Annotated in this window: 21 protein-coding genes; 12 read left to right on the forward strand and 9 right to left on the reverse strand. The window is 57.9% G+C overall.

The features are described 5' to 3' along the window. Positions 1 to 40: 40 nt before the first annotated feature. The 4 genes from BMZ66_RS11845 (at position 41) to BMZ66_RS11860 (ending at position 4,150) form a co-directional block, all read left to right on the forward strand. A complete protein-coding gene (locus tag BMZ66_RS11845; RefSeq protein WP_092673195.1) occupies positions 41 to 979 on the forward strand; it encodes an ABC transporter ATP-binding protein in 939 nt (312 codons plus the stop codon). Positions 980 to 1,130: 151 nt separating this feature from the next. Beyond that, entirely contained in the window at positions 1,131 to 2,525 is a 1,395-nt protein-coding gene (locus BMZ66_RS11850) for an ABC transporter permease (protein WP_092673199.1), read from the forward strand. 87 nt (positions 2,526 to 2,612) lie between these two features. Further along, positions 2,613 to 3,491, forward strand: a complete 879-nt coding sequence (locus BMZ66_RS11855; RefSeq protein WP_092674702.1) for a ChaN family lipoprotein — start codon at positions 2,613 to 2,615, stop codon at positions 3,489 to 3,491. A 23-nt stretch (positions 3,492 to 3,514) separates the two neighbouring features. Then, positions 3,515 to 4,150, forward strand: coding sequence for a hypothetical protein (locus BMZ66_RS11860; protein ID WP_092673202.1), 636 nt, complete (start codon positions 3,515 to 3,517; stop codon positions 4,148 to 4,150). Positions 4,151 to 4,198: 48 nt separating this feature from the next. Here BMZ66_RS11860 and BMZ66_RS11865 read toward each other — a convergent pair whose 3' ends face one another. After that, complete coding sequence (locus BMZ66_RS11865) at positions 4,199 to 5,080, reverse strand: hypothetical protein (RefSeq protein ID WP_092673205.1); 882 nt, start codon at positions 5,078 to 5,080, stop codon at positions 4,199 to 4,201. A 138-nt stretch (positions 5,081 to 5,218) separates the two neighbouring features. Here BMZ66_RS11865 and BMZ66_RS11870 point away from each other — a divergent pair, with 138 nt between their 5' ends. Both BMZ66_RS11870 and BMZ66_RS11875 read left to right on the forward strand, forming a co-directional pair. Next, on the forward strand, positions 5,219 to 5,650 hold the full coding sequence (locus tag BMZ66_RS11870) for a GNAT family N-acetyltransferase (protein ID WP_092673208.1): 432 nt from the start codon (positions 5,219 to 5,221) through the stop codon (positions 5,648 to 5,650). An 8-nt stretch (positions 5,651 to 5,658) separates the two neighbouring features. Further along, positions 5,659 to 6,333, forward strand: a complete 675-nt coding sequence (locus BMZ66_RS11875) for a DUF4844 domain-containing protein (protein WP_143080171.1) — start codon at positions 5,659 to 5,661, stop codon at positions 6,331 to 6,333. 44 nt (positions 6,334 to 6,377) lie between these two features. Here BMZ66_RS11875 and BMZ66_RS11880 read toward each other — a convergent pair whose 3' ends face one another. Both BMZ66_RS11880 and BMZ66_RS11885 read right to left on the reverse strand, forming a co-directional pair. Beyond that, entirely contained in the window at positions 6,378 to 7,736 is a 1,359-nt protein-coding gene (locus tag BMZ66_RS11880; protein WP_092673214.1) for a DUF389 domain-containing protein, read from the reverse strand. A 54-nt stretch (positions 7,737 to 7,790) separates the two neighbouring features. Beyond that, on the reverse strand, positions 7,791 to 8,201 hold the full coding sequence (locus BMZ66_RS11885; protein ID WP_143080172.1) for a hypothetical protein: 411 nt from the start codon (positions 8,199 to 8,201) through the stop codon (positions 7,791 to 7,793). 339 nt (positions 8,202 to 8,540) lie between these two features. On the opposite strand from BMZ66_RS11885, the gene BMZ66_RS25120 reads away from it, so the two are divergent. Both BMZ66_RS25120 and BMZ66_RS11890 read left to right on the forward strand, forming a co-directional pair. Beyond that, complete coding sequence (locus BMZ66_RS25120) at positions 8,541 to 8,813, forward strand: hypothetical protein (protein WP_143080173.1); 273 nt, start codon at positions 8,541 to 8,543, stop codon at positions 8,811 to 8,813. A gap of 65 nt (positions 8,814 to 8,878) precedes the next feature. Then, on the forward strand, positions 8,879 to 9,163 hold the full coding sequence (locus BMZ66_RS11890; protein WP_092673220.1) for a hypothetical protein: 285 nt from the start codon (positions 8,879 to 8,881) through the stop codon (positions 9,161 to 9,163). Positions 9,164 to 9,328: 165 nt separating this feature from the next. Here the strand turns inward: BMZ66_RS11890 and BMZ66_RS11895 are convergent, their stop codons facing one another. Both BMZ66_RS11895 and BMZ66_RS11900 read right to left on the reverse strand, forming a co-directional pair. Continuing rightward, entirely contained in the window at positions 9,329 to 10,306 is a 978-nt protein-coding gene (locus tag BMZ66_RS11895) for a mechanosensitive ion channel family protein (RefSeq protein ID WP_092673223.1), read from the reverse strand. A gap of 223 nt (positions 10,307 to 10,529) precedes the next feature. Beyond that, positions 10,530 to 10,859, reverse strand: a complete 330-nt coding sequence (locus tag BMZ66_RS11900; RefSeq protein WP_092673226.1) for a four-helix bundle copper-binding protein — start codon at positions 10,857 to 10,859, stop codon at positions 10,530 to 10,532. Between the two features lie 408 nt (positions 10,860 to 11,267). Here BMZ66_RS11900 and BMZ66_RS11905 point away from each other — a divergent pair, with 408 nt between their 5' ends. Beyond that, a complete protein-coding gene (locus BMZ66_RS11905; RefSeq protein WP_092673229.1) occupies positions 11,268 to 11,774 on the forward strand; it encodes a cupin domain-containing protein in 507 nt (168 codons plus the stop codon). 203 nt (positions 11,775 to 11,977) lie between these two features. Here BMZ66_RS11905 and BMZ66_RS11910 read toward each other — a convergent pair whose 3' ends face one another. After that, a complete protein-coding gene (locus BMZ66_RS11910) occupies positions 11,978 to 12,166 on the reverse strand; it encodes a hypothetical protein (protein ID WP_092673232.1) in 189 nt (62 codons plus the stop codon). A gap of 55 nt (positions 12,167 to 12,221) precedes the next feature. Further along, positions 12,222 to 14,420, reverse strand: a complete 2,199-nt coding sequence (locus tag BMZ66_RS11915) for a penicillin acylase family protein (protein WP_092673235.1) — start codon at positions 14,418 to 14,420, stop codon at positions 12,222 to 12,224. A gap of 376 nt (positions 14,421 to 14,796) precedes the next feature. On the opposite strand from BMZ66_RS11915, the gene BMZ66_RS11920 reads away from it, so the two are divergent. Then, complete coding sequence (locus tag BMZ66_RS11920; protein WP_092673238.1) at positions 14,797 to 15,321, forward strand: DUF421 domain-containing protein; 525 nt, start codon at positions 14,797 to 14,799, stop codon at positions 15,319 to 15,321. A 140-nt stretch (positions 15,322 to 15,461) separates the two neighbouring features. Continuing rightward, the gene (locus tag BMZ66_RS11925) at positions 15,462 to 16,826 is read left to right on the forward strand and encodes a DUF2254 domain-containing protein (protein ID WP_092673241.1); all 1,365 of its coding nucleotides are present in this window, start codon (positions 15,462 to 15,464) and stop codon (positions 16,824 to 16,826) included. Between the two features lie 50 nt (positions 16,827 to 16,876). On the opposite strand, the gene BMZ66_RS11930 is transcribed toward BMZ66_RS11925, so the two are convergent. Further along, positions 16,877 to 17,224, reverse strand: a complete 348-nt coding sequence (locus BMZ66_RS11930; RefSeq protein ID WP_092673244.1) for a HesB/IscA family protein — start codon at positions 17,222 to 17,224, stop codon at positions 16,877 to 16,879. Between the two features lie 230 nt (positions 17,225 to 17,454). Between BMZ66_RS11930 and BMZ66_RS11935 the strand changes: the two genes are divergently transcribed. Further along, positions 17,455 to 17,991: a DUF7935 family protein gene (locus tag BMZ66_RS11935; RefSeq protein WP_092673247.1), complete on the forward strand. Its 537-nt coding sequence runs from the start codon at positions 17,455 to 17,457 to the stop codon at positions 17,989 to 17,991. Between the two features lie 192 nt (positions 17,992 to 18,183). Here BMZ66_RS11935 and bshA read toward each other — a convergent pair whose 3' ends face one another. Further along, positions 18,184 to 19,320, reverse strand: coding sequence for an N-acetyl-alpha-D-glucosaminyl L-malate synthase BshA (bshA, locus tag BMZ66_RS11940; RefSeq protein WP_092673250.1), 1,137 nt, complete (start codon positions 19,318 to 19,320; stop codon positions 18,184 to 18,186). Between the last annotated feature and the right edge of the window lie 84 nt (positions 19,321 to 19,404).

Genomic DNA, 19,404 nt, shown 5'->3' on the forward strand with positions numbered 1-19,404 from the left:
GATATTTCTACATTTACCATTAAACCAACTCCTCTTTTCTGTGAAACCAATTCTCGAAGCCATTGATGTGCGCAAGGCCTACGCCGCGCACGTTGCCCTGAGCGGCGTCAGCCTCTCCATTCCAGAGGGCAGCATATTTGGGTTGCTCGGCCCCAATGGGGCGGGCAAAACCTCGCTCATCCGCATCATTACCCAGATTACGGCGGCGGATGAGGGCGAAATCCGTTTCCGCGGCGAGCGGCTGAATCCCAGTCACATTGCCCAGATTGGCTACCTGCCCGAGGAACGGGGGCTCTATAAGAAGATGAAAGTGGGCGAGCAGCTGCTCTACCTCGCCCAGCTGCGCGGCCTGACTCGTTCCGATGCCACCCAGCGCATTAAGCAGTGGCTCAATCGGTTTGAGATAAAGGAGTGGGCCAATAAGAACGTAGAAGACCTCAGCAAGGGCATGCAGCAGAAGGTGCAGTTCATTGCCACGGTGATGCACCAGCCCAGCCTGATTATCCTCGATGAGCCGTTCTCGGGCTTCGACCCAATTAATGCCAACCTGATTAAAGACGAAATTCTGGAGCTGCGCAAGCAGGGCGCTACCATCATTTTCTCGACGCACCGCATGGAGTCGGTGGAAGAGCTCTGCGACAGCATTGCCCTGATAAACCGCTCGCGCAAGGTGCTGGACGGCCCCGTTGGCCTTATCCGCGACCAGTTCAAGACCAACACCTACGCCGTAGAGGGCAAGGGCAAGCTGATAGTGGTGCACCCCGACTTTGAAGTGGTGGAGCAGACCGAGCGCGAAAACGGCCATTTCTATGCCCGCGTGCAGCTGCACGCCGGTGTGCGCCCCAACGACCTGCTGCGCTACCTCATCAACAACGTGGAGGTGGATTCTTTCCGGGAGTTGATTCCGAGCATCAACGAGATTTTCATTCGGCGCGTGCGCGAAACCATGCCGGAAACGCTGGTGGAGGAGACCGTTTAAAGTCTAGCACGTCATGCTGAGCGCAGTCGAAGCATCTCGCGTGCACTAGTAATTCAATCGTACGAAAAAGGAATAGCAACCCAGGCGAGATGCTTCGGCTCCGTTCAGCATGACGTACTGATTGCTAATTCCTACTTAACCTCCAACCATTATGGCCTCAAAATTCTTACTCGTAGCCCAACGCGAATACCTGACCCGTGTTCGCAAAAAAGCCTTCATTGTGCTTACCCTGGCGGTGCCGCTGCTTATTGCGGCCTTCGGCGCCTTCATGTTTCAAATAGCCAAGTCGGACGACAGCACCGATGTGGTGGAAGTGCGCGATGAAAGCGGCCTCAACATAGCGAGCCGCCTGGTGAGCACGCCGCAGCTAACCTTCGTGCCGGCCGCTGGCGCCCTCGCCGAAGCCAAGAAAGGCTTCCAAAAAGCCAAGCACGACGGCCTGCTGTACCTGCCCGCCGGCCTCGACGTGGAAAAGCCCGACAACGTGCAGTTCTACGGCAAGGGCAACATCAGCCTGAAAAAGCAGCTGGCCGTGGAGAGCGCCCTGAACAAGGCCTTCTCGGATTTGAAGATGCAGAAGTCGGGCCTCTCGCAGGACCAGCTCGACCGGCTGCGCTCGAAAGTGAGCCTGAAAACCATTAGCCTCGACGACACGGGTAAGGAAGCCGATAGCAATGCCCTGGCTACTTCGGGCACGGCCTACGTGCTGGCATTGGCCATTTACCTCTTCATTTTCATCTACGGCGTGCAGATTATGCGCGGGGTAGGCGAGGAGAAGTCGAGCCGGATTATGGAGGTGATGCTGTCGTCGGTGAAGCCGTTTGACCTGATGATGGGCAAAATTGTGGGCATTGCCGCCGTGGGCCTCACGCAGTTTCTGATGTGGGGCCTGCTGTCGTTTGGTGCGTCGTCGGTGTTGCTGCCGCTGCTGGCAAGTGCGGGTAAGGATAAGCCTAAAACTGAAGTTGCGGCTACCACTAACACCAACGCAACGCCCATGGACCAGCAAAGTGGAGAGGCCAGCAGCGCAGGCGAGAAGTTTGACCAGAACGTTAGCCAGCAGGCAAACCCGGCGAATGCCGCCGGGCGCTTCAACGTTTTCGCTACGTTGGGCAACCTGCCCATTGGCACCATTCTGTTCGGCTTCATCATCTACTTCCTGGGCGGCTACCTGCTCTACGGGGCGCTATTCGGGGCCGTGGGCGCGGCGGTGGACGACCAGACCGATACCCAGCAGTTTATGTTTCCGATTACCATGCCGCTCATTTTGAGCTACATCGTGGGCCTGTCGGTGATTTTGCGCAACCCCGACGGCCCGGTGGCTTTCTGGATGTCGATGATACCCTTCACTTCGCCCATTGCCATGGTCATTCGCCTGCCGTTTGGCGTGCCGATGTGGCAGCTGGCGCTGTCTATTTTCCTGCTCATTCTGGGCTTCATCGGCACGGTGTGGGTAGCGGCCCGGATTTACCGAGTGGGCGTGCTCATGTACGGCAAGAAGGTGACGTATAAAGAGCTGGGCAAGTGGATGTTTTATAAAGGATAAGCAGCCACGGCGAACTTTGAACGTCATGCGGAGCTTGTCTATTTTGATAAGTTTCGCATGACGTTCTGTTTTAAAAAGACCCATTCCATGCCCCGTATTCTCTGCCTCGCTCTTATTGCGTGCCTACTAACTGGCTTCACCGGCGACCGGCCTGCTTACCGCCTCTTCACCGCCACCGGTCAGCCCGCCGATTACGACCAGATGCTAGCTGAGTTGGCCCAAGCTGATGTGGTGCTCTTTGGCGAGCAGCACAACGACGTGATGGCACACTGGCTGGAGCTGCAAGTGGCCAAAGACCTGCAGAAGCTGAAGAAACCCGGCCAGCTGGTGCTGGGCATGGAGATGTTTGAGCGCGACGTGCAGACGCTGCTGACACAGTACGTGACCGGCGCCTTGGTCGATTCGGCTTTTGAGCGCCAGGCGCGCCCGTGGCCTAACTATGCCACCGACTACCGCCCGCTGCTGCTTTTTGCGAACGAGAACAAACTCTCGGTGATTGCCACCAACGCCCCGCGGCCGTTTGTGAGCGCCGTGGCGCGGGGCAGTCTCAAGGCGCTCGATAAGCTGCCGAAGGCAGACCGGCCCTTGTTGGCGCCGCTGCCGCTGAAGGTCGACTACGAGCTGCCGGGCTACAAGAACATGGCCGCTATGTTCGGGGGCGACAGCAAGGCCCACGGTGGGGGCGCTCAAAACATCATTCAGGCCCAGGCCCTGCGCGATGCCACCATGGCCCATTCCATTCGCACGAGCCGGCAGGAGGGGCAAACCCTGCTGCACTTCAACGGCAGCTACCACTCCGACCACCACGACGGCATTGTGGCCTACCTGCGCCAGTATGCGCCCAAGCTGCGCGTGCGCACCCTGAGCGTGGTAAGCCAGGAGCAGCTGCAGCAGCTGGACAAGGAACAGGTGAACATCGCCGATTTTGTGGTGGTGGTGCCGGCCGACATGATAAAGTCGTATTAGGCGAAACACCTTATTCTCTTGCCATGATTTCGACCCAAGAATACAGTGCCCTGCCCGACGCCGCATCTTTACAACGCCTCAGCAAGGCTCTGGCCGTGCTCGATGCCATTAACTCCCAGGATGTAGAGTACCGCTACTACACCTACAACGCCGCTTGGGGCGAAGGCGAAGAGGTGCTGGAAATGAGCGACGGCGAAGGCGACCAGATGCTCATCCTGTTTCGCCCGGAGGGCTGCGTGATAAACGGCTACCTCGATGGCTACGACCAGCCCGACAAAGCCAAAGTCACTCGCGGTCTGCCTGAGGTTTTCGATGATTTTATCTTCGGTGAGCCGGTCAATTCCATCGGCACCACGTTTTGCTTGTGGTACACGCCTGAGCACGGCTGGCAAACCGGCGTGGTGGAAAACGAGGACGACGGCTCCGAAGAGCTGCTGTATATGCTCGATGGCAACCCCGAAACCTACGCCGAGTGGGCCGACGAATACTACGGCGACGAAACCGAACGCTCGCCCAGTGAGGTAGAGGCCGTGGCCAAAATTTACCGGGGTGAGACGTTGACCAAGGCCACTGTGCTGGGTATTGTGGACGAGCTGGAGGACTGGGCCCAGCTGGAGGAAGACCTGCAAGGCATTGGGTACCCGTATGATTTCAGCTAGCGGCCCGCCGCCCTGCGCCTGCTTTTATAACTGAAGCGGCACGGCTGCTTAGGCCAGCGTGCGACTGCCGAGGCAGGCTGCGTCGTGCAGTGCCAGCAGGTCTTTGGCGGCCGGGCATACCTGGCCACTGCCGTAGTCGCCGATGAACTCGCACACCGAAAAATCAGCACTTTGAGCAGTGTAAGTCGATTCCCAGTCTGCTTGCGCCGTCAGCTGTTCGGCGTCCTGGTACGGGAACAGGTATGTTGGGCGCGCCAGGCCTATGCGCCAGGGCTTGGGTGTGAGACGGGCCCGGTAGCAAGCTTGCAGCCGGCACATGCGCGCATAAATCTCATCGGCTCCGAGGGCGGTAAACACTTGGTTGGCCACAGCATCAGTGGGAAGTATTTCGGCGTGCGTGGCCAGCAGACGGTAGCCCGCCCGGGTGCGGTAGAGCCGGAAGTGCCACGCCGGGTGCTGCTGTAGCCAGCGCTGCACCTTAGCTTCCAGCAGCGGCAAGGGCTCTATGGGAGGAACTGGAGGCGGCGTGGGAATGATGCGGAGCCAGCGCAAAAGCTCCGTGAAAAGCCCGGCACTTAGCTCGGGCCGGGGACGCAAATCGACTAGGTCTACGTCGACGAACATCAGGCGGCTGGTGTTCAGGACTAGTGCCCCGTAGGCGTTACGCGTAATGGCGCCCATCTCCTTGCCTTCGGGGGTGTAGAGGCGTTGTTCCAGCTTTTCGCGCAGGGGCTTGGCGCCGGCAGGGTACTCGTTTAGCCGTTCGCCGCTTTCGAGGCGGTCTTGGCGACTTAGCAGCTTCTGGCGAGCCTGCGCTGTTGCATCGGCCTGGTTGAGGTTGCTGCCAGCGTAGGCCACGAGGTCGTAATGCTCGCCAGTTGCCGGGGCATAAGCAGCCGTTTCTCGAGCCCAGAAATTGTAAATCTGCATGCGGGTAGAGCGGAAATATAGGCGCTGAAGGTAGCGGTTTCTGCAGTAGGGCTTACTTTGCTCCGCTGCTGGTTCATTTGACTTGGCTTACCTACTAGCGAAACTTCCTCGCCGCTCACATTCTGGATAGTTGCAACTATGTTAATCAGAGAAGCTGAAGTAGCTGATATTTCGAAGATGTCAGACGTGCGTTTGTCGGTGAAGGAGAACGTGCTGAACACGCCCGGCGCCGTGACCTACGGGGATTATGTGGATTACCTGACGCGCCGCGGCAAAGGCTGGGTGGCGGAGGTTGAAGGCCACATCGTGGGCTTTGCCGTTGTCGATTTGCGGGGGCGTAATATCTGGGCGCTGTTTGTGCACCCGGATTTTGACCGGCAGGGAATAGGCCGCGCCCTGCACAACATCATGCTAGCCTGGTATTTCAGCCAAACCGATGAGCCCGTGTGGCTGGGCACGGAGCCGGGCACGCGGGCGGAGGCATTCTACCGCAAGGCGGGGTGGCGAGAGGTGGGAGTAAGGGCGAACGGGGAGGTGAAATTTGTGATGGCAGCCGGAAAGAATAAATAGGCCAGTTTTTGAACAGCGAACGCAATATGGGTGAGCAATTGATTAGCCAACTACGAACATTTCAAGCCAGGCGGAAATTTGCAAATAGTGAGTTTGAATTACGTGGCTTGATGCCTTCTGATAGTGATTTGTGTACGCGGTTAGACGAGTTGTTCTTTAATTGTTCCCAAGCTTTGATAGAGTTAATAGAACAAAATTATTCCCTGTCTCAACGCAAAAAATATTTAAAAGCATATTTGAAAAGCGTCGAAAGAAAGAGTCTTGATACTGAAGAAGCAGAATTTGTAGCTGAAGTATTTTTTGAGCTGGCGCAGATTGTAGATGTTGATATAAAATATCTGCTTAACAGTTGGTTGTATGGAAATTTAATGGGCTCGCTTATTAAGTTTTCGTCTTATTTCCGGAAGCCAGAACTTGTTATCGACACGCTCAGGCAGCCTTGTTCCAGCTGTTTGGCAGCTTTGGAAACAGTTGTTTTAGCCCGTAATACCGATGTTCCAGACGCCGTATTCCTTATTGTGAGGTGCAACGCCTGCGGAGGGTTCAATTTGGTAGACCACGGCCCAGGTATCGCCGAGATGCGCTTTATTAATTACACTTCAGTTGAGCAATTGGAAAAAAGTGAATATGATGCTGAGCGAGCCATGCGGAGGTTAGAGCAACTGAAGTACTTTCGGAAATAGAGTCGAAATTATTTATCAAAAACTGCCGATTTAAAGCAGGATAATTATTTAACTAACAGCTGTACCGGGTGCTTTTCGCCGGCCCGGATGCGCAGCCACTCCGCGAGGCGCTGTTGCTCGGCGGGCGGCAGGGGGCGGCGGGTGCTTACCGAAACCACCACGGTGGTATCGGCGCGTAGGGAGTCGGTGGCGGGCTGCAGGAGGCGGCTCAGGCCGAGTTGGCGCACGTTGGGGTGCTCAATCTGGACTTCGCGCAGGAGTACAGGCGCTGGGGGCAGGCCGGTGCTCAGGGGGCTATCGGCCGCGGCCAGCATTTGTTGGAGCTGCGCCAGCCGGGAATCGTAGCCGGCCATGGTTTGCTCGTTGCGGTTGTTCACGTCGTCGAGCAGGCTGTTGCGCAGGCTTCGGGCATCGGCCGAGTCGATGCCGGCGATGCCTTGGCGAATGGTCAGTTGCGTGTTGGTGGGCAGGCGGTATTCACTCAGGCGGCTGCGGGCGGCTTGTAGCTGCGTGGGCGTTAGGTTCTGGCCGGCCATCAGCACGTTGATGGTGCGGGTGTCGGGGTCGATACGGCGCGTGACCACGAAAGAAGCCGGTAAGTTCAACTGCTCTTCTACAAACTGCCGGGCGTTGTGGTTGAAGGTGGTGCGGCGCACAATGCTAGAGGCCAGGTACACGCTGGGCACCGCCGTGAACAGCGCCACGGCCCAAATGCTGAGCTGCACCCGGCGGGCCTGCGACTTGCTGATGAAGGCATGCGCTGGAAAAGGCAGAATGCGCGTAACCAGAAACGTGGCCAGGGTAATGAACACACAATTGATGAAGAACAAATACAGCGCCCCAAACAAGTAGGCCCAGTGCGCCGTGGCCAGCCCGTAGCCGGCCGTGCACAGCGGCGGCATCAGGGCCGTGGCGATGGCCACTCCCGGCACCACATTGCCCCGGGCGCGGCGGGTGAGGCCCACGGCCCCCGCTGCCCCGCCGAACAGCGCAATGAGCACATCCCAGGTAGTGGGCGAGGTGCGGGCCAGCAGCTCAGAGCCGGCATCGGTGAGTGGCGTGAGCCGGAAGTAGAGTGCCGACACCGCCAGGCTAATGCCAGCCGCGATGACCAGGTTTTTCAGGCCCCGCCGAATGATGGCGACCTCCATGGTGGCCGCGCCAAACCCGATGCCCACAATGGGGCCCATGAGCGGCGAAATCAGCATGGCGCCAATGATAACGGCCGTGGAATTGACATTCAGCCCAACCGAGGCCACCAGAATGGCGAAGATGAGCACCCACAGATTGGTGCCGCGGAAGGCAATACCTTCTTCCACACCGGCCAGAATAGCTTCGGGCTCGGCCATGTCGTGCGAGAGGTCGAAGCGCCAGCGCAGCCAGCGTAACAGGGGGAACTTCATTGGAGCAGGGCGGAAGTTGGCTCCGCAAGTTGCACCGTTCAGGTTTTACCGCGGCTACTGCGCGGTGCTTATCCAAGCGGCGGCCTGGTCGAGGTCGTCGAATACCGACACGTTAACGTGCCGGGCAAGGTCGCGCACTACGCCGCTGGTATGCAGGCGGTGTTGAGGGGCGTCTGTTGGCAGCACCGCGTAGCGCGTGAAACCCGTTTCGGCCACCGTTTGGGGCAGCCACTCGGTCAGGAGCCACTCCCGGTCGGCATCGGCGGGCGCATCGGGCATGTCGCGGTGGTCGGCCAGAATGGCCGTCAACCGGTACCGTTTCAGGAGGTTGCGGGCGTGCATGTACAACCCGCGAAATTCTGCGCTGCTCAGTGGAGCGCCCGACCAATGCAAGTACACGTAGGCGTCGGGGACAAAATCGACGGACCCCACGGCATTGGAAAAATAATGGCGAGTGGGTTGCACAGGGATTTTGAAGTGAATACCTGCTATACGCCGTGGCTACCGGATTCGGTTAATAAATACGCGCTGGAAAACTATTCGCTCGGGTTGGCGCACAGCTAAGCCGCTCAGCGAGAACAATGAATAATAGCACCGACTCAAGGCTAAGGTGATGTCCGGTAGCGCAGCTTAGCTTCTAGCTATAACGCAAACTACTGGCCAGGAAAAGGGGCCGAAGTCAACCCTTGTCTGCCGTCCAAATAGGCTTCAATTGGCTTCTAACCTAATATTAATTGAACAACCTGCTCCCACCTCCGTACTTTAATGTAGTCTCGTTTTATAGTGCGATTAATTATTAAAGCCATGAAAATCAAAAATATAGTTGTTGCCTCGTTGTTGCTTACTGGTTCGGTACTCAGTAGTTGTTCGATTGGTAATTCCCTGACATCAGACTTAAATTCCAACAATCCTGCAATAGCTGAGCAGGCCCAGCGTGTGCAGGCCCTGGAGCAGCAAATGCGCCAACAAAAAGCCATTTCCGACGCGGAAAAACAGAAACTTGAAGGCCTCAAGCAGCAGCTGGACGGGGCCAAACAAAACTTAAGGGGTATTAAAACCCAGGCCAAAGCCGGCTAGGGACTACCTTGCTCCCAACTAACCCCTCACAGGGCATTGCCGCACTTCACTTAGTTTCACCCCTCATGAAAACCCTCCCAAGCGCCTCGGCCTTGCTACTCCTCTTAGGCTTGGCTTGCACCGGCTGCCAGTCTACTGGCGACACTTCGTCGGTTGCCGCCGACCTCAACTCGACCAATCCCGCCGTGGCGGTTCAAGCCCAACGGGTGCAGGAGTTAGAGGGCCAGGTGAAGCAGCAGGAAGCTGTGATTGACGCTGAAAAATCGAAGCTCGAAGCCATGCGCCAGCAGCTGGAAGGCGCCAAGCAAACGCTGGAAGGCGTGAAGAAAGAAGTGAGGGCGACGCCTTAGTCTGCCCGGCAGTTTATAATAAAATGAGCCCACCGAGGGCCGCAACGTTATTTACAACGTTGCGGCCCTCGGTGGGCTCAACTGCTTTAACTGCTTTAGAGGTAGCAAGCGCTGGGGCTCTTTTCCTCTTGAAATAAGCTTCCGAAATGCTATTGGCCACGCGCTTTAGGTATGGGGTTCTCGGTCGTTGGCGTTTTGTGCTTCGGCCTCGGCCTCGGCTTGAGCGTCGGCGCGCGAGGGAGGCACGTTGCTTTTGCCGGCGGGCCAGCCTTCGCGCTGGCGGCTGCGGTTGCCGTCGACGACTTCGGTTTGGTCGTGCAACAGGATTTGCTGCGTAGGAAACGGCAGGTCGATGCCATTGGACGAAAGCTTGTTCTTGATGGCTTCCAGCACCCGGTCTTGCGCATCGAGCACATCGGCCTGGCGGGGCGGGTTTACCCACCAGCGCGCCCGGATGTTGACGGAGCTCTCGGCCAGGTCCATCACTAGGGCTTCGGGGGCGGGGTCTTGGAGCACGCCTTCGGTTTCGCGCATGGCTTCGAGCATCAGCGCGCGGGCCTGGGCAATGTCGTCGCCGTAGCCAATGCCGACGTCGTATTGCAGGCGGCGCTGGTCGTAGGCGGTATTCACCGTCACGGCATTGGTAAATAGTTCGGCGTTGGGAATCACCACGCGCCGGCCGTCATAGGTTTTGATGGTAGTGGCGCGGGTCTGGATGAACTCGACCGTGCCTTCAAAGTCCTTGTATTTAATCTGGTCGCCAATCTTGAACGGCTCGGTCAGCAACAGCAGAATGCCAGCCAAGAAGTTTTGAAAAATGTCTTTGAAGGCAAAGCCAATGGCAATGCCGCCCACGCCCAGCGCACTTACCAAGCTGGCCGGGGTGAAGCCAGGCAGAATAATCGTAACCGTGACCAGCAACCCCAGAATGAGCATGGCCACGTAGGCCAGCCGGCCCAGCAGCAGCGACAAGCTATGGTTTTTGCCTTTGCTGCGCGTTATCCGCCGTACCACCGCCCGCACCCCGCGGGCCAGCAGCGCAAACACCACGAATATGACTACCCCAATGGCAATATTGGGCAACGCCCGCATTAGGTCGCGGCCAATTTCGTTTAGTTTCTGCCAGGCGATTGAGAAGTCCATAAGCTGGTTTTATTGGTAAGCGCTAGTGCCAGCTGCTACGAATGCTGCCGCGGCTGCGAGCAAAAGCTCAGGGCTCTTACCGTGCTAAAAGCAGGCTGAGTGCGGTGATTATTGGCGAGCTTTTATGGAGCAAGCGGCACGCAGCCCGTCGAGAAAGCGGGCAAAGAGATGCCCGATAAGCTTGCCTGCAGAAGCAAGAGAACTTCTGAAGTACAAGCTTGATTTAGGCAGCCATGGCCTGACGGCAGGCCTGCTCGCAGCGGCGGCAAGCTTCGGCGCACTCTTGGCAGTGCTGGTGCTGGTGGCTGGCGCATTCGTCGCCGCAGGCCTTGCAGAGCTCGGCGCATTCGCGCATGAGGTGGGAGGCGTGTTCCGAGCCACGGGCCACGAAGCGGGCAGTCAGGGCACAGAGGTCGGAGCAGTCGCGGTCGAGGGCAACGCAGCGGGCCATCATTTTCACGTGGTCTTCCTGTAGGCAGGCGGTGGCACAATGCTCGCAGGCGGCTATGCAGGCGTTTAAGGCGTCGAGTAGTTGCTGATGTTGCTGATGCATACCGAAATAATTAAGTGAAATAATAGCCCCTTATTTTATACTACCCGCTTTGTCAAAAGGTTAACTAAAGCTAATTGCGTTGTAGGGCATTCGAACCCCATGTGACAATTGCACGCCGTGTTTAAAATCAATTGCAGAGCTACGTCGCTGCAGGCCAGATACCAGCTGGTGAGTGCGGAAGCAAATGTGGCATCTTGCGGCTCGGTAATGCCACCTCTGCATCTCAGACCCTGGCTTGTTGGCAAAATGAAGCCAATGAATCGAGCCTGCTTAATAGTTTGCAGCTATTCTCAAGTGGCTACCATGATGCTTGCTTCATTGTGTGCCGGCTGCTCAAGCGAAGCAGTTTTTCCTGTCGGACTTATTTGCATTCCTTACTTTTGACTTTTCCCGCTTTATAAAGGTTTTATGCCCACCACCGACACCCAAAAGGAAGCACTGTTTCAAATAGTGGCAGCCCAGCTCAAAGAACAAGGTTTCACCGTTGCCAAAGAAGACGCCACGCGTCCTTGGGGCGGTTTTTTCGTCATCGACGAAGACCAGGCCCAACAGTTCGCTGATACTTATTTCAACGGTTTATCCGTCGACCAGCTGCGGATATCCGGCAAGCTGAGCCCTAAGATGCTGCTAGTTGCCCCGCACCAGCGCCTTTCCTGGCAGTACCACCACCGCCGGGCCGAAATCTGGCAGGTAGTGCAGGGCCCCGTGGGCGTGGCCACCAGCACCACCGACGAGCAAGGCGAAGTGAAAAACTATCAGGTCGGCGAGCGCATCGTGCTGCAACAGGGCGAACGCCACCGCCTGGTGGGCCTAAAAGAGTGGGGCGTGCTAGCCGAAATCTGGCAGCATACGGATGCCAATCAGCCCTCGGACGAAGACGATATCGTGCGCGTGCAGGACGACTTTGGGCGGTAGGCGTTGCCTGTGCACCGGGCACCTCACCCCCTGACCCCCTCTCCAAAAAAGAGGTGGCACCGGTCATGCCTTGATAATAGTATTAAATAAAAAGCCTGCTGTTCAGCAGGCTTTTTACATCTTACGCCAGGGCAAAGCTGGTGCCCCTCTTTTTGGAGAGGGGGTCAGGGGGTGAGGTGCCCCCGCGTGCAGCTACAGAAATATCACCCTTCGTCTTCCTCCGGCTTCACCTTTTTCATAGCTTCAGTCAGCGACTGCTGCAGCTTAGCCCTGGAATCAGCCGCGGCCTTTACATCGATTTTGTATTCCTTTTGAAGCCGTTCCCAGTCTTCAATCGAAATGAAAACCCCGGTGATTTTACCCTTCTCATCCGACAGATATTTAATGTCCATGGTGTGCTGCTAGGTTAAAAGTTAGTGTGAATCAGCCTGCATACGCAGCGCTGATTTACTCGCCTGGGTGATACGTCTTTTCGGCGTTGGCCTTTACGTCTTCCGGGTAAAAGCGCACTTCTTTGAAGCGGCCATTGGTGTAAAGCTCGGCCTGGTCGGTGAAATGCGGCAAGCCAGGGCGGCTATCCTGGCCGCCCGTCACTACTGACCGTGCTTTGATGCGCGGCCCAAATTCCACCACAGCTACGAAGCTGTTGCCTACGGCGCCGTAGCGCTTCTTGGTGCCGGGGTAGGCGCGAGCACCAAAAGCGGCCAACGAGCCCCAAGACGAGGAGGTAAAGGCCACAGGCAAGCTGGGCTTCTGGTCATCAAAGCTTTCCTGAATGTTGCCGGTGAGGCGTTGGAAGCGGTTTATGTCGCCCCAGGCGGTTTTCCAGGTGCCGAAGCTGCGGGTGAGGTCATCCAGGGCTTCGGTCAGGGCGGCTACCTTTTCCTGCGGGCTGGTTTCGGCCAAAGCAAACTTGGTGAAGCTGATGTAGTCCAGCTGCGGCTGGGCCGCCGGCACGCGAGCCCGGGCTTTGGCCAGTAGCCGCTCGGCCCAGTAAATGGCCACGGTCTGGGCCACAGAAGTCTGGCTGTAGTTGTGGTTCCAGGCCTTTAGAAGTCCAATGGCCTCGGCCAGAGCCGGCGCGTTGGCTTTCTCAACGGAGGTGGGCTGGTAGGCCGTGAGCAGCGCGGGCAGCATGTCGTCGAAGGCGGTGAGGTGCGGGTCATTGGCCGCCGCAATCAGGGTGTCGAGCGTGAAAATGGCTTTTTTGTTCAGCACCCGCACGGCGTTCAGGCCCCGGTAGTTTTCGGCATCGGGCGCCATGTATTTGGGGAATTTGGCCGGTTCGGGACTGGCGGCCCCGGCCACCGTAAACGGCGTAGAGTTGCAGTTCTGAATGAAGCCGCTGGCGGGGTTGTGCACCTGCACCAACTCGTTCACGCCGTGGAAGCCTTTCCATTCGGTGGCGGGGTTGCTGCCGTCCACGGGCTGGCTCCAGTCAAACTTGGCGTCGCGCCGGGGCATGAAATTGCCGTGCCAGTAGGCTATGCTGCCCTTGCTGTCAGCAAACACGGTGTTGTTGGAAGCGTTGCCGTTAAGCTTCATCACTTCCTGAAAACTGGCGTAGCCCGTGGCTTTGGTGCGCAGGTAGGACTGCTGCAGCGCCGCCAGTGGCTCGTTCATCATGCGCACGGCCACCCACTGGTTGTCGGCTTTCTGGCCCACAATGGGGCCGTGGTGGGTGCGGTACATGGTGTACTCCCGGCGCAACATCTTGTCGCCGTCGCGGTAGGGCAGAGATACTTTCTCCACCTTCACTGGCGGCAACTTGTCGCCGTACTTATAGAAAAATTTGCCGTCCTTTTTCTCAATGGTTTCGAGGTATTCGTCCATGGAATCGGCCTGGCTGGAAGTGTGCATCCACCCGCAGTTTTCATTAAAGCCCTGGTACACGAAGAACTGCCCCCAGGTCACGGCGCCGTAGGCGTTCAGGCCCTGCTGGCTCACCATCTGCACTTCGGAGCGGAAGTAGAACGAGGTGTGCGGGTTGATGAGCAGCAGGGCGTTGCCGCTGGCGCTTTTGCCCGGCGCTATGGCAAATCCATTGGAGCCCACGGGCTCCCGCTCGCGCTTTTCAAAGTCGGTGTTTATCCAAGAGCTGGACTTTTTCTGGCTGTAAAAGGCCTTCAGCCGCTCGGTGCTCACCACGCTGATGTTGCCGCCAATGCTGCCTTCGCTGAACATGAGCGGCATCCAGGGCTGGAAGCGGCGCAGCAGCTTGGGCTTCACGGTGGGGTGGGTGGCGAGGTAGTAGTTGGTGCCGGCCGCGAAGGCGTCCAGCAGTTTTTTCATCTCGGCCGGCGTTTTCTTGTAAATGGCGATGGCCTGGGTGGAGTCCATGAACAGGCGGGCGCGCAAGTCGTGGTACAGCGCGGCTTCGCCCTCTACTTCGGCCAGGCGGCCAATGGCGTCGAGGTAGTTCATCTCGACGCGGTCAAAGTCGTCCTCGCACTGGGTGTAGAGCAGGCCAAACACGGCATCGGCGTCGGTTTTACCATAGATGTGCGGCACGCCATACGTGTCGCGGGTGATGGAAACCTGCTTGGCTTGCTGCTTCCAGGCAGCTATTTCGGCCGGCTTAAAGGCCTGCCCGTGGGCCCCGGCGCAAGCAAAAACAAAAAGCAGTGAGAGGGAGATTCTGGGCATAAAGGGCAAGGGTGGGAGTGGAGGGTGCTTCGCTTCGGTTACCAAAGTAAGGCGTAGGGTGGGCACAACAGGCCAAGTGCGAGCATAAGGCCATTGCGAGCCGCTGTGTAAATGCCCGTGACTATTGAGTTTGGGTGAGGATTAACGACCCCACTGCTTCTACTCGCAAAGCAGGTTTCAAACCGAAGTGTTTTACCAGGCCAGAAGAAACCGGCGCTGAACCGGGTGACCGGGCAGGCGTAAACAGAAGGCCATCGGCGCATTGCCGTGGCATCGTCATGCCAGGTTTGGGCTGAGCCCTACTGGCATTGCCTTCTTAATGACTTAGGGCTTCTTCAGAGGCTTGCCCTGCGGTGGTCGCTTTGCTGATGTAATTATGGAACAATTCTTCTTCTCCAACTGGACCAGCTTGGTTCGCACCATCGTCATTGGCACGCTGGCCTACGCCAGCCTCATTTTGCTGCTTCGCATTTCGGGCAAGCGCACCTTGTCAAAAATGAATGCTTTCGACTTTGTGGTGACGGTGGCCATGGGCTCTGTTCTGGCAACGGTGCTGCTCAACAAAAGCGTGCCGCTGCTCGACGGCATCCTGGCTTTTGGGCTACTCATCGGGCTGCAGTTTGCCATTACGTGGCTGGCCGTGCGCTACAAAGCCGTGAGCCAGCTCGTGAAAGCCGAGCCGACCTTGCTGGTGTACCAGGGCCAGTACCAGCACAAAGCCATGCGCACCGAGCGGGTAACGGAAGGAGAAATTCTGGCCGGATTGCGGGAGCGGGGCATCAGTTCGCTCACGGAAGCGGCGGCGGTGGTTCTGGAAACCGACGGCACGCTGAACGTGCTCAGGCAGGCACCAAATGGCTCGCAGTCGGCGCTAGCTCCGGTATCAGGCATGCCCAAATAGTTTGCAAAAGGCCTACTGTCAGTTACAAATGGGCCAGCCGTTGGGTTTTAGCGTACACTTTAGCCTGGTATACCGGCCAAACTAGCGACGCGGCGAGTCACGACAGTTGCCCGATTAGCCAGCGCCACAGCTCTTATTCCATGAACAGACTCCGGCTTGCTTGGTCCAACGTCAACTCCAGCCTGTGGTTTGTGCCCACGCTGATGGTGACGGCCGCGTCGGGCTTGGCCTACGGCTTGGTGATGCTGGACGACAGCATCGAACACGAGTGGCTACAGGACTACCCCATGCTGTTCGGGGCCGGGGCCGACGGTGCCCGGGGCATGCTCACGGCCATTGCCAGTTCCATGATTACGGTGGCGGGCCTCATTTTTTCGCTCACGCTGGCCACCTTGGCCCAGGTGTCGAGCCAGTACACGCCGCGGGTGCTACGCAACTTCATGGGCGACCGTGCCAACCAGCTGGTGCTGGGGTTTTTCGTGAGCATTTTCGTGTACTGCCTAATTGTGCTGCGCACCATTCGGGGCGGCGACGAAGGAAAGTTCATTCCCTCGCTGGCCGTGGCGGGCGGGCTGGTGTTGGCCCTGGTGAGCATCGGGGTGCTCATCTTCTTCATTCACCACATTGCGTCGTCCATCCAGGCGTCCACCATCATTGCCCGGGCCGCGGCCGAAACCCAAGGCGCCCTGGAAAACCTGTTTCCGGAGCAGTTGGGCCAAGAAGCCACCGCCTCCGAGGCCACCGACTGGCGCGAAACCGACCACCAGTGGCACGCCATTCTGGCCCTGCGTAGCGGCTACGTGCAGGACGTCGACAACGAAGGCCTGCTGGACTTCGCCCGCGAAATAAACGGCGTGGTGCGCATGGAACGCAGCATTGGCAGCTTTGTGGCTCAGGAAGCCCCGCTGGTTTCGGTGGCCCGCTACGATGGCCAACCCTTCGGCACCCCCGATGAAAAAACGCGCCAGCGCCTCTGCGGGACCTATGGCATCGGCGACCTGCGCACCATCGACCAGGACCTCGGCTTCGGTTTCCGCCAGCTGGTCGACATTGCCCTGAAAGCCCTTTCGCCGGGCGTCAACGATACAACCACGGCCATCCTCTGCGTCGACCAGTTGGGCGCCCTGCTCAGCCTCCTGGCCGACCGCAAGCTTAATGAGCCGCTGCGTTCTGAAGGCGGGCGGGTGCGCGTGGTGGCCCGAAGCCCCACGTTTGCCACGTACACAGGTTTGGCGTTCGACCAGGTTCGCAGCAGCGCAGAGGGCAACGTGGCGGTGCTGCTGCGCTTGCTCACGGCCATCGAAACCGTGGCGCGCCGCACCAGCAGCGAAGACCGGTTGGCCACACTTCAGCAACAAGCCGACCGCGTGCGCAAGCAAGCCGATGCGATGCTGCAGTTTGAGCACGATAAACAAGACGTCTTCGCCCGTTACCTGGCGGTCGGCAACACGATAAAGGCAGCCGCTCAAAGCAAAAAGCCCTCGCCGGAGGGCAAGGGCTTTTAATTAATAGCAAGGTCGCGGATTCAGATAAATCCGCGATAAGTCGATACGGATTAAGCCGAAAACGACGAGCCGCAGCCGCAGGTGCTCTTGGCCTGGGGATTGTTGAACACAAAGCCGCGGGCGTTGAGACCGTCCTGGAAGTCGACTTCCATGCCGAGAACGTACATAGCATGCTTTTTATCCATGATGAGCTTCAGGCCGTCGAGGTCGTAGATTTCGTCGGCGTCTTTGGCTTTGTCGAAGCCGAGCAGGTAGCTCATGCCCGAGCAGCCACCGCCCTGCACGCCAATGCGCAGGCCGTAGTCGGCGGGCACGTTCTTTTCCTGGATAATATTCTTCACCTCGACCACAGCGCGGTCGGTGAGGCTAATGGGAGCGAGGGTGGCAACGGAAGCCATAATTGAAAGACGTTTTAGAACTAGGTGGACGACAAAGATACAGCGGCTGCCGGAGTAGCTCGCGGCACAGCGTCAGGAGTAGAAACAGCAGTTGGGGGGCAGTGGTTCACGGCGTAAGTTTGCGGCCGGTGCCAGCGAGGCGGGTTTTGCTCCTGCACGCGCCAACCGGCAACCATTTCGTTTCAAGGTTCGAATTACCTTATCGCCTTCCACCGCTTTTCCTCGACTTTATGGATTCTACCGCTTATTTCTTCGACCTGCTCAAAATCGTACTGCCTGCCCTCATTGTTGCTGGGTCGATTTACTTGCTTTTTAGACAGTTTCTGCAAAAAGAGCAGCAGCGGCGCCTGATTGAGATGCGGTTGGAAAGCAACAAAACCACGCTGCCCCTGCGCTTGCAGGCCTACGAGCGGGTGGTGCTATTTCTGGAGCGCATTTCGCCTAACAATATCCTCGTGCGTCTAAGCAGCGCCGGCCAATCTGCTCCCGACTTTCATCGCCTCCTGCAGCAGGAAATCCGGGCCGAATACGAACACAACCTCTCGCAGCAGCTCTACATCTCCGGCGATGCCTGGACCACGGTAAAGGAAGCCAAAGAAAACGTGCTGACGATGGTAAACCGCGCCTTTCACGGCATCCAAAACCCCAGCCAGGCCCGCGGCACGGAGCTAGCTAAACGCATCCTCGAAGGCCTGATGATGGACGGCGCCGAGCCTACAGCCCAAGCGCTGGCCGTGGTAAAGAACGAAGCCGCCGGCCTGTTTTAATTCTAAAGTAAAACGACAAACTCCCCTCCTCAGTTGAGGAGGGGACGCTGGCGCAAAGCGCCAGCTGGGGTGGTTGAAGTCGTTGAACGACTCGCATCTGCGATGTTCGCCCATCGTTCAACGAGTTCAACCACCCCCGTTCGAGCCCTTGGCTCGAACATCCCCTCCTCGGCTGAGGAGGGGAGTTTTTATTTATACCGCTACGGCAACCGCCTCAGCCGCTTGCCGGTAGCACTCTTCATACAGCGGCACAATCTTCTCCACCGCAAACTCTTCAGCCCGGGCGCGAGCGGCAGCTTTAAAGCGGGGTAGGTTCTCATCGTCGAGCACGTAGAGGGCATTTTTAACCATGTCCTCTACGTCGCCGATTTCGCTAATCATGCCGGTTACGCCGTGCACGTTTAGCTCGGGAATGCCGCCGGCATTGGTGCTCACCACGGGCACTTCGCAGGCCATGGCTTCGAGGGCGGCGAGGCCGAAACTCTCGTTTTCGGAAGGCATCAGGAACAGGTCGCCCACGCTTAGCACTTCTTCTACGGCTTCGAGCTTGCCCAGGAAACGCAGGTCGCGGTGCACGTCGAGGTCGCGGGCCAGCTTTTCCATTCGGTTGCGGTCGGGGCCGTCGCCCACGAGGAGGAGCTTGGCGGGAATCTGCTCGCGCACACCTACAAAAATTCGCAGCACGTCTTCCACGCGCTTCACAGTGCGGAAGTTGCTGGTATGAATCAGTAACTTCTCGCCTTCGGGCGCGATAGCGGCGCGGAAATGGCTTTTTTCCTGCTTTTTGAAACGCTGCAGGTCGATGAAGTTGGGGATGACGGCGATTTCTTTCTCAATGGCGAAGTATTCGTAGGTTTCGCGCCGCAAATCGGCCGAAACGGACGTAACGCCGTCGCTCTGGTTGATGCTGAAGGTGACCACCGGCTCAAAGCTGGCGTCTTTGCCTACCAGTGTAATATCGGTGCCGTGCAGCGTGGTCACCACCGGAATCTGAATGCCGCGGGCCCGCAGAATCTGTTTGGCCATGAAGGCTGCCGAGGCGTGCGGAATGGCGTAGTGCACGTGCAGCACGTCGAGCTTCTCATTCTGCACAATGTCAACCATCTTGCTGGTCAGCGCCAGTTCGTAGGGTGGAAACTGGAAGAGCGGATACGCCGGCACATACACCTCGTGATAAAAGAGGTTCTCGTTGAAAAAGTCGAGCCGCACCGGCTGGCTGTAGGTAATAAAGTGCACCCGGTGACCGCGCTGGGCCAGGGCTTTGCCCAATTCCGTGGCCACCACGCCGGAGCCGCCAAACGTGGGGTAACAAACAATGCCGATGTTCATAAAGCAAGTAACGCGGAAATGGGCCGTGCGTTCTGCTTAACCGCAATTTGGCCGAGATGTTGGGGCCTATTGGTTGCGCAACCG

The sequence above is a fragment of the Hymenobacter arizonensis genome (genome assembly GCF_900115775.1).
Lineage (GTDB): Bacteria > Bacteroidota > Bacteroidia > Cytophagales > Hymenobacteraceae > Hymenobacter > Hymenobacter arizonensis.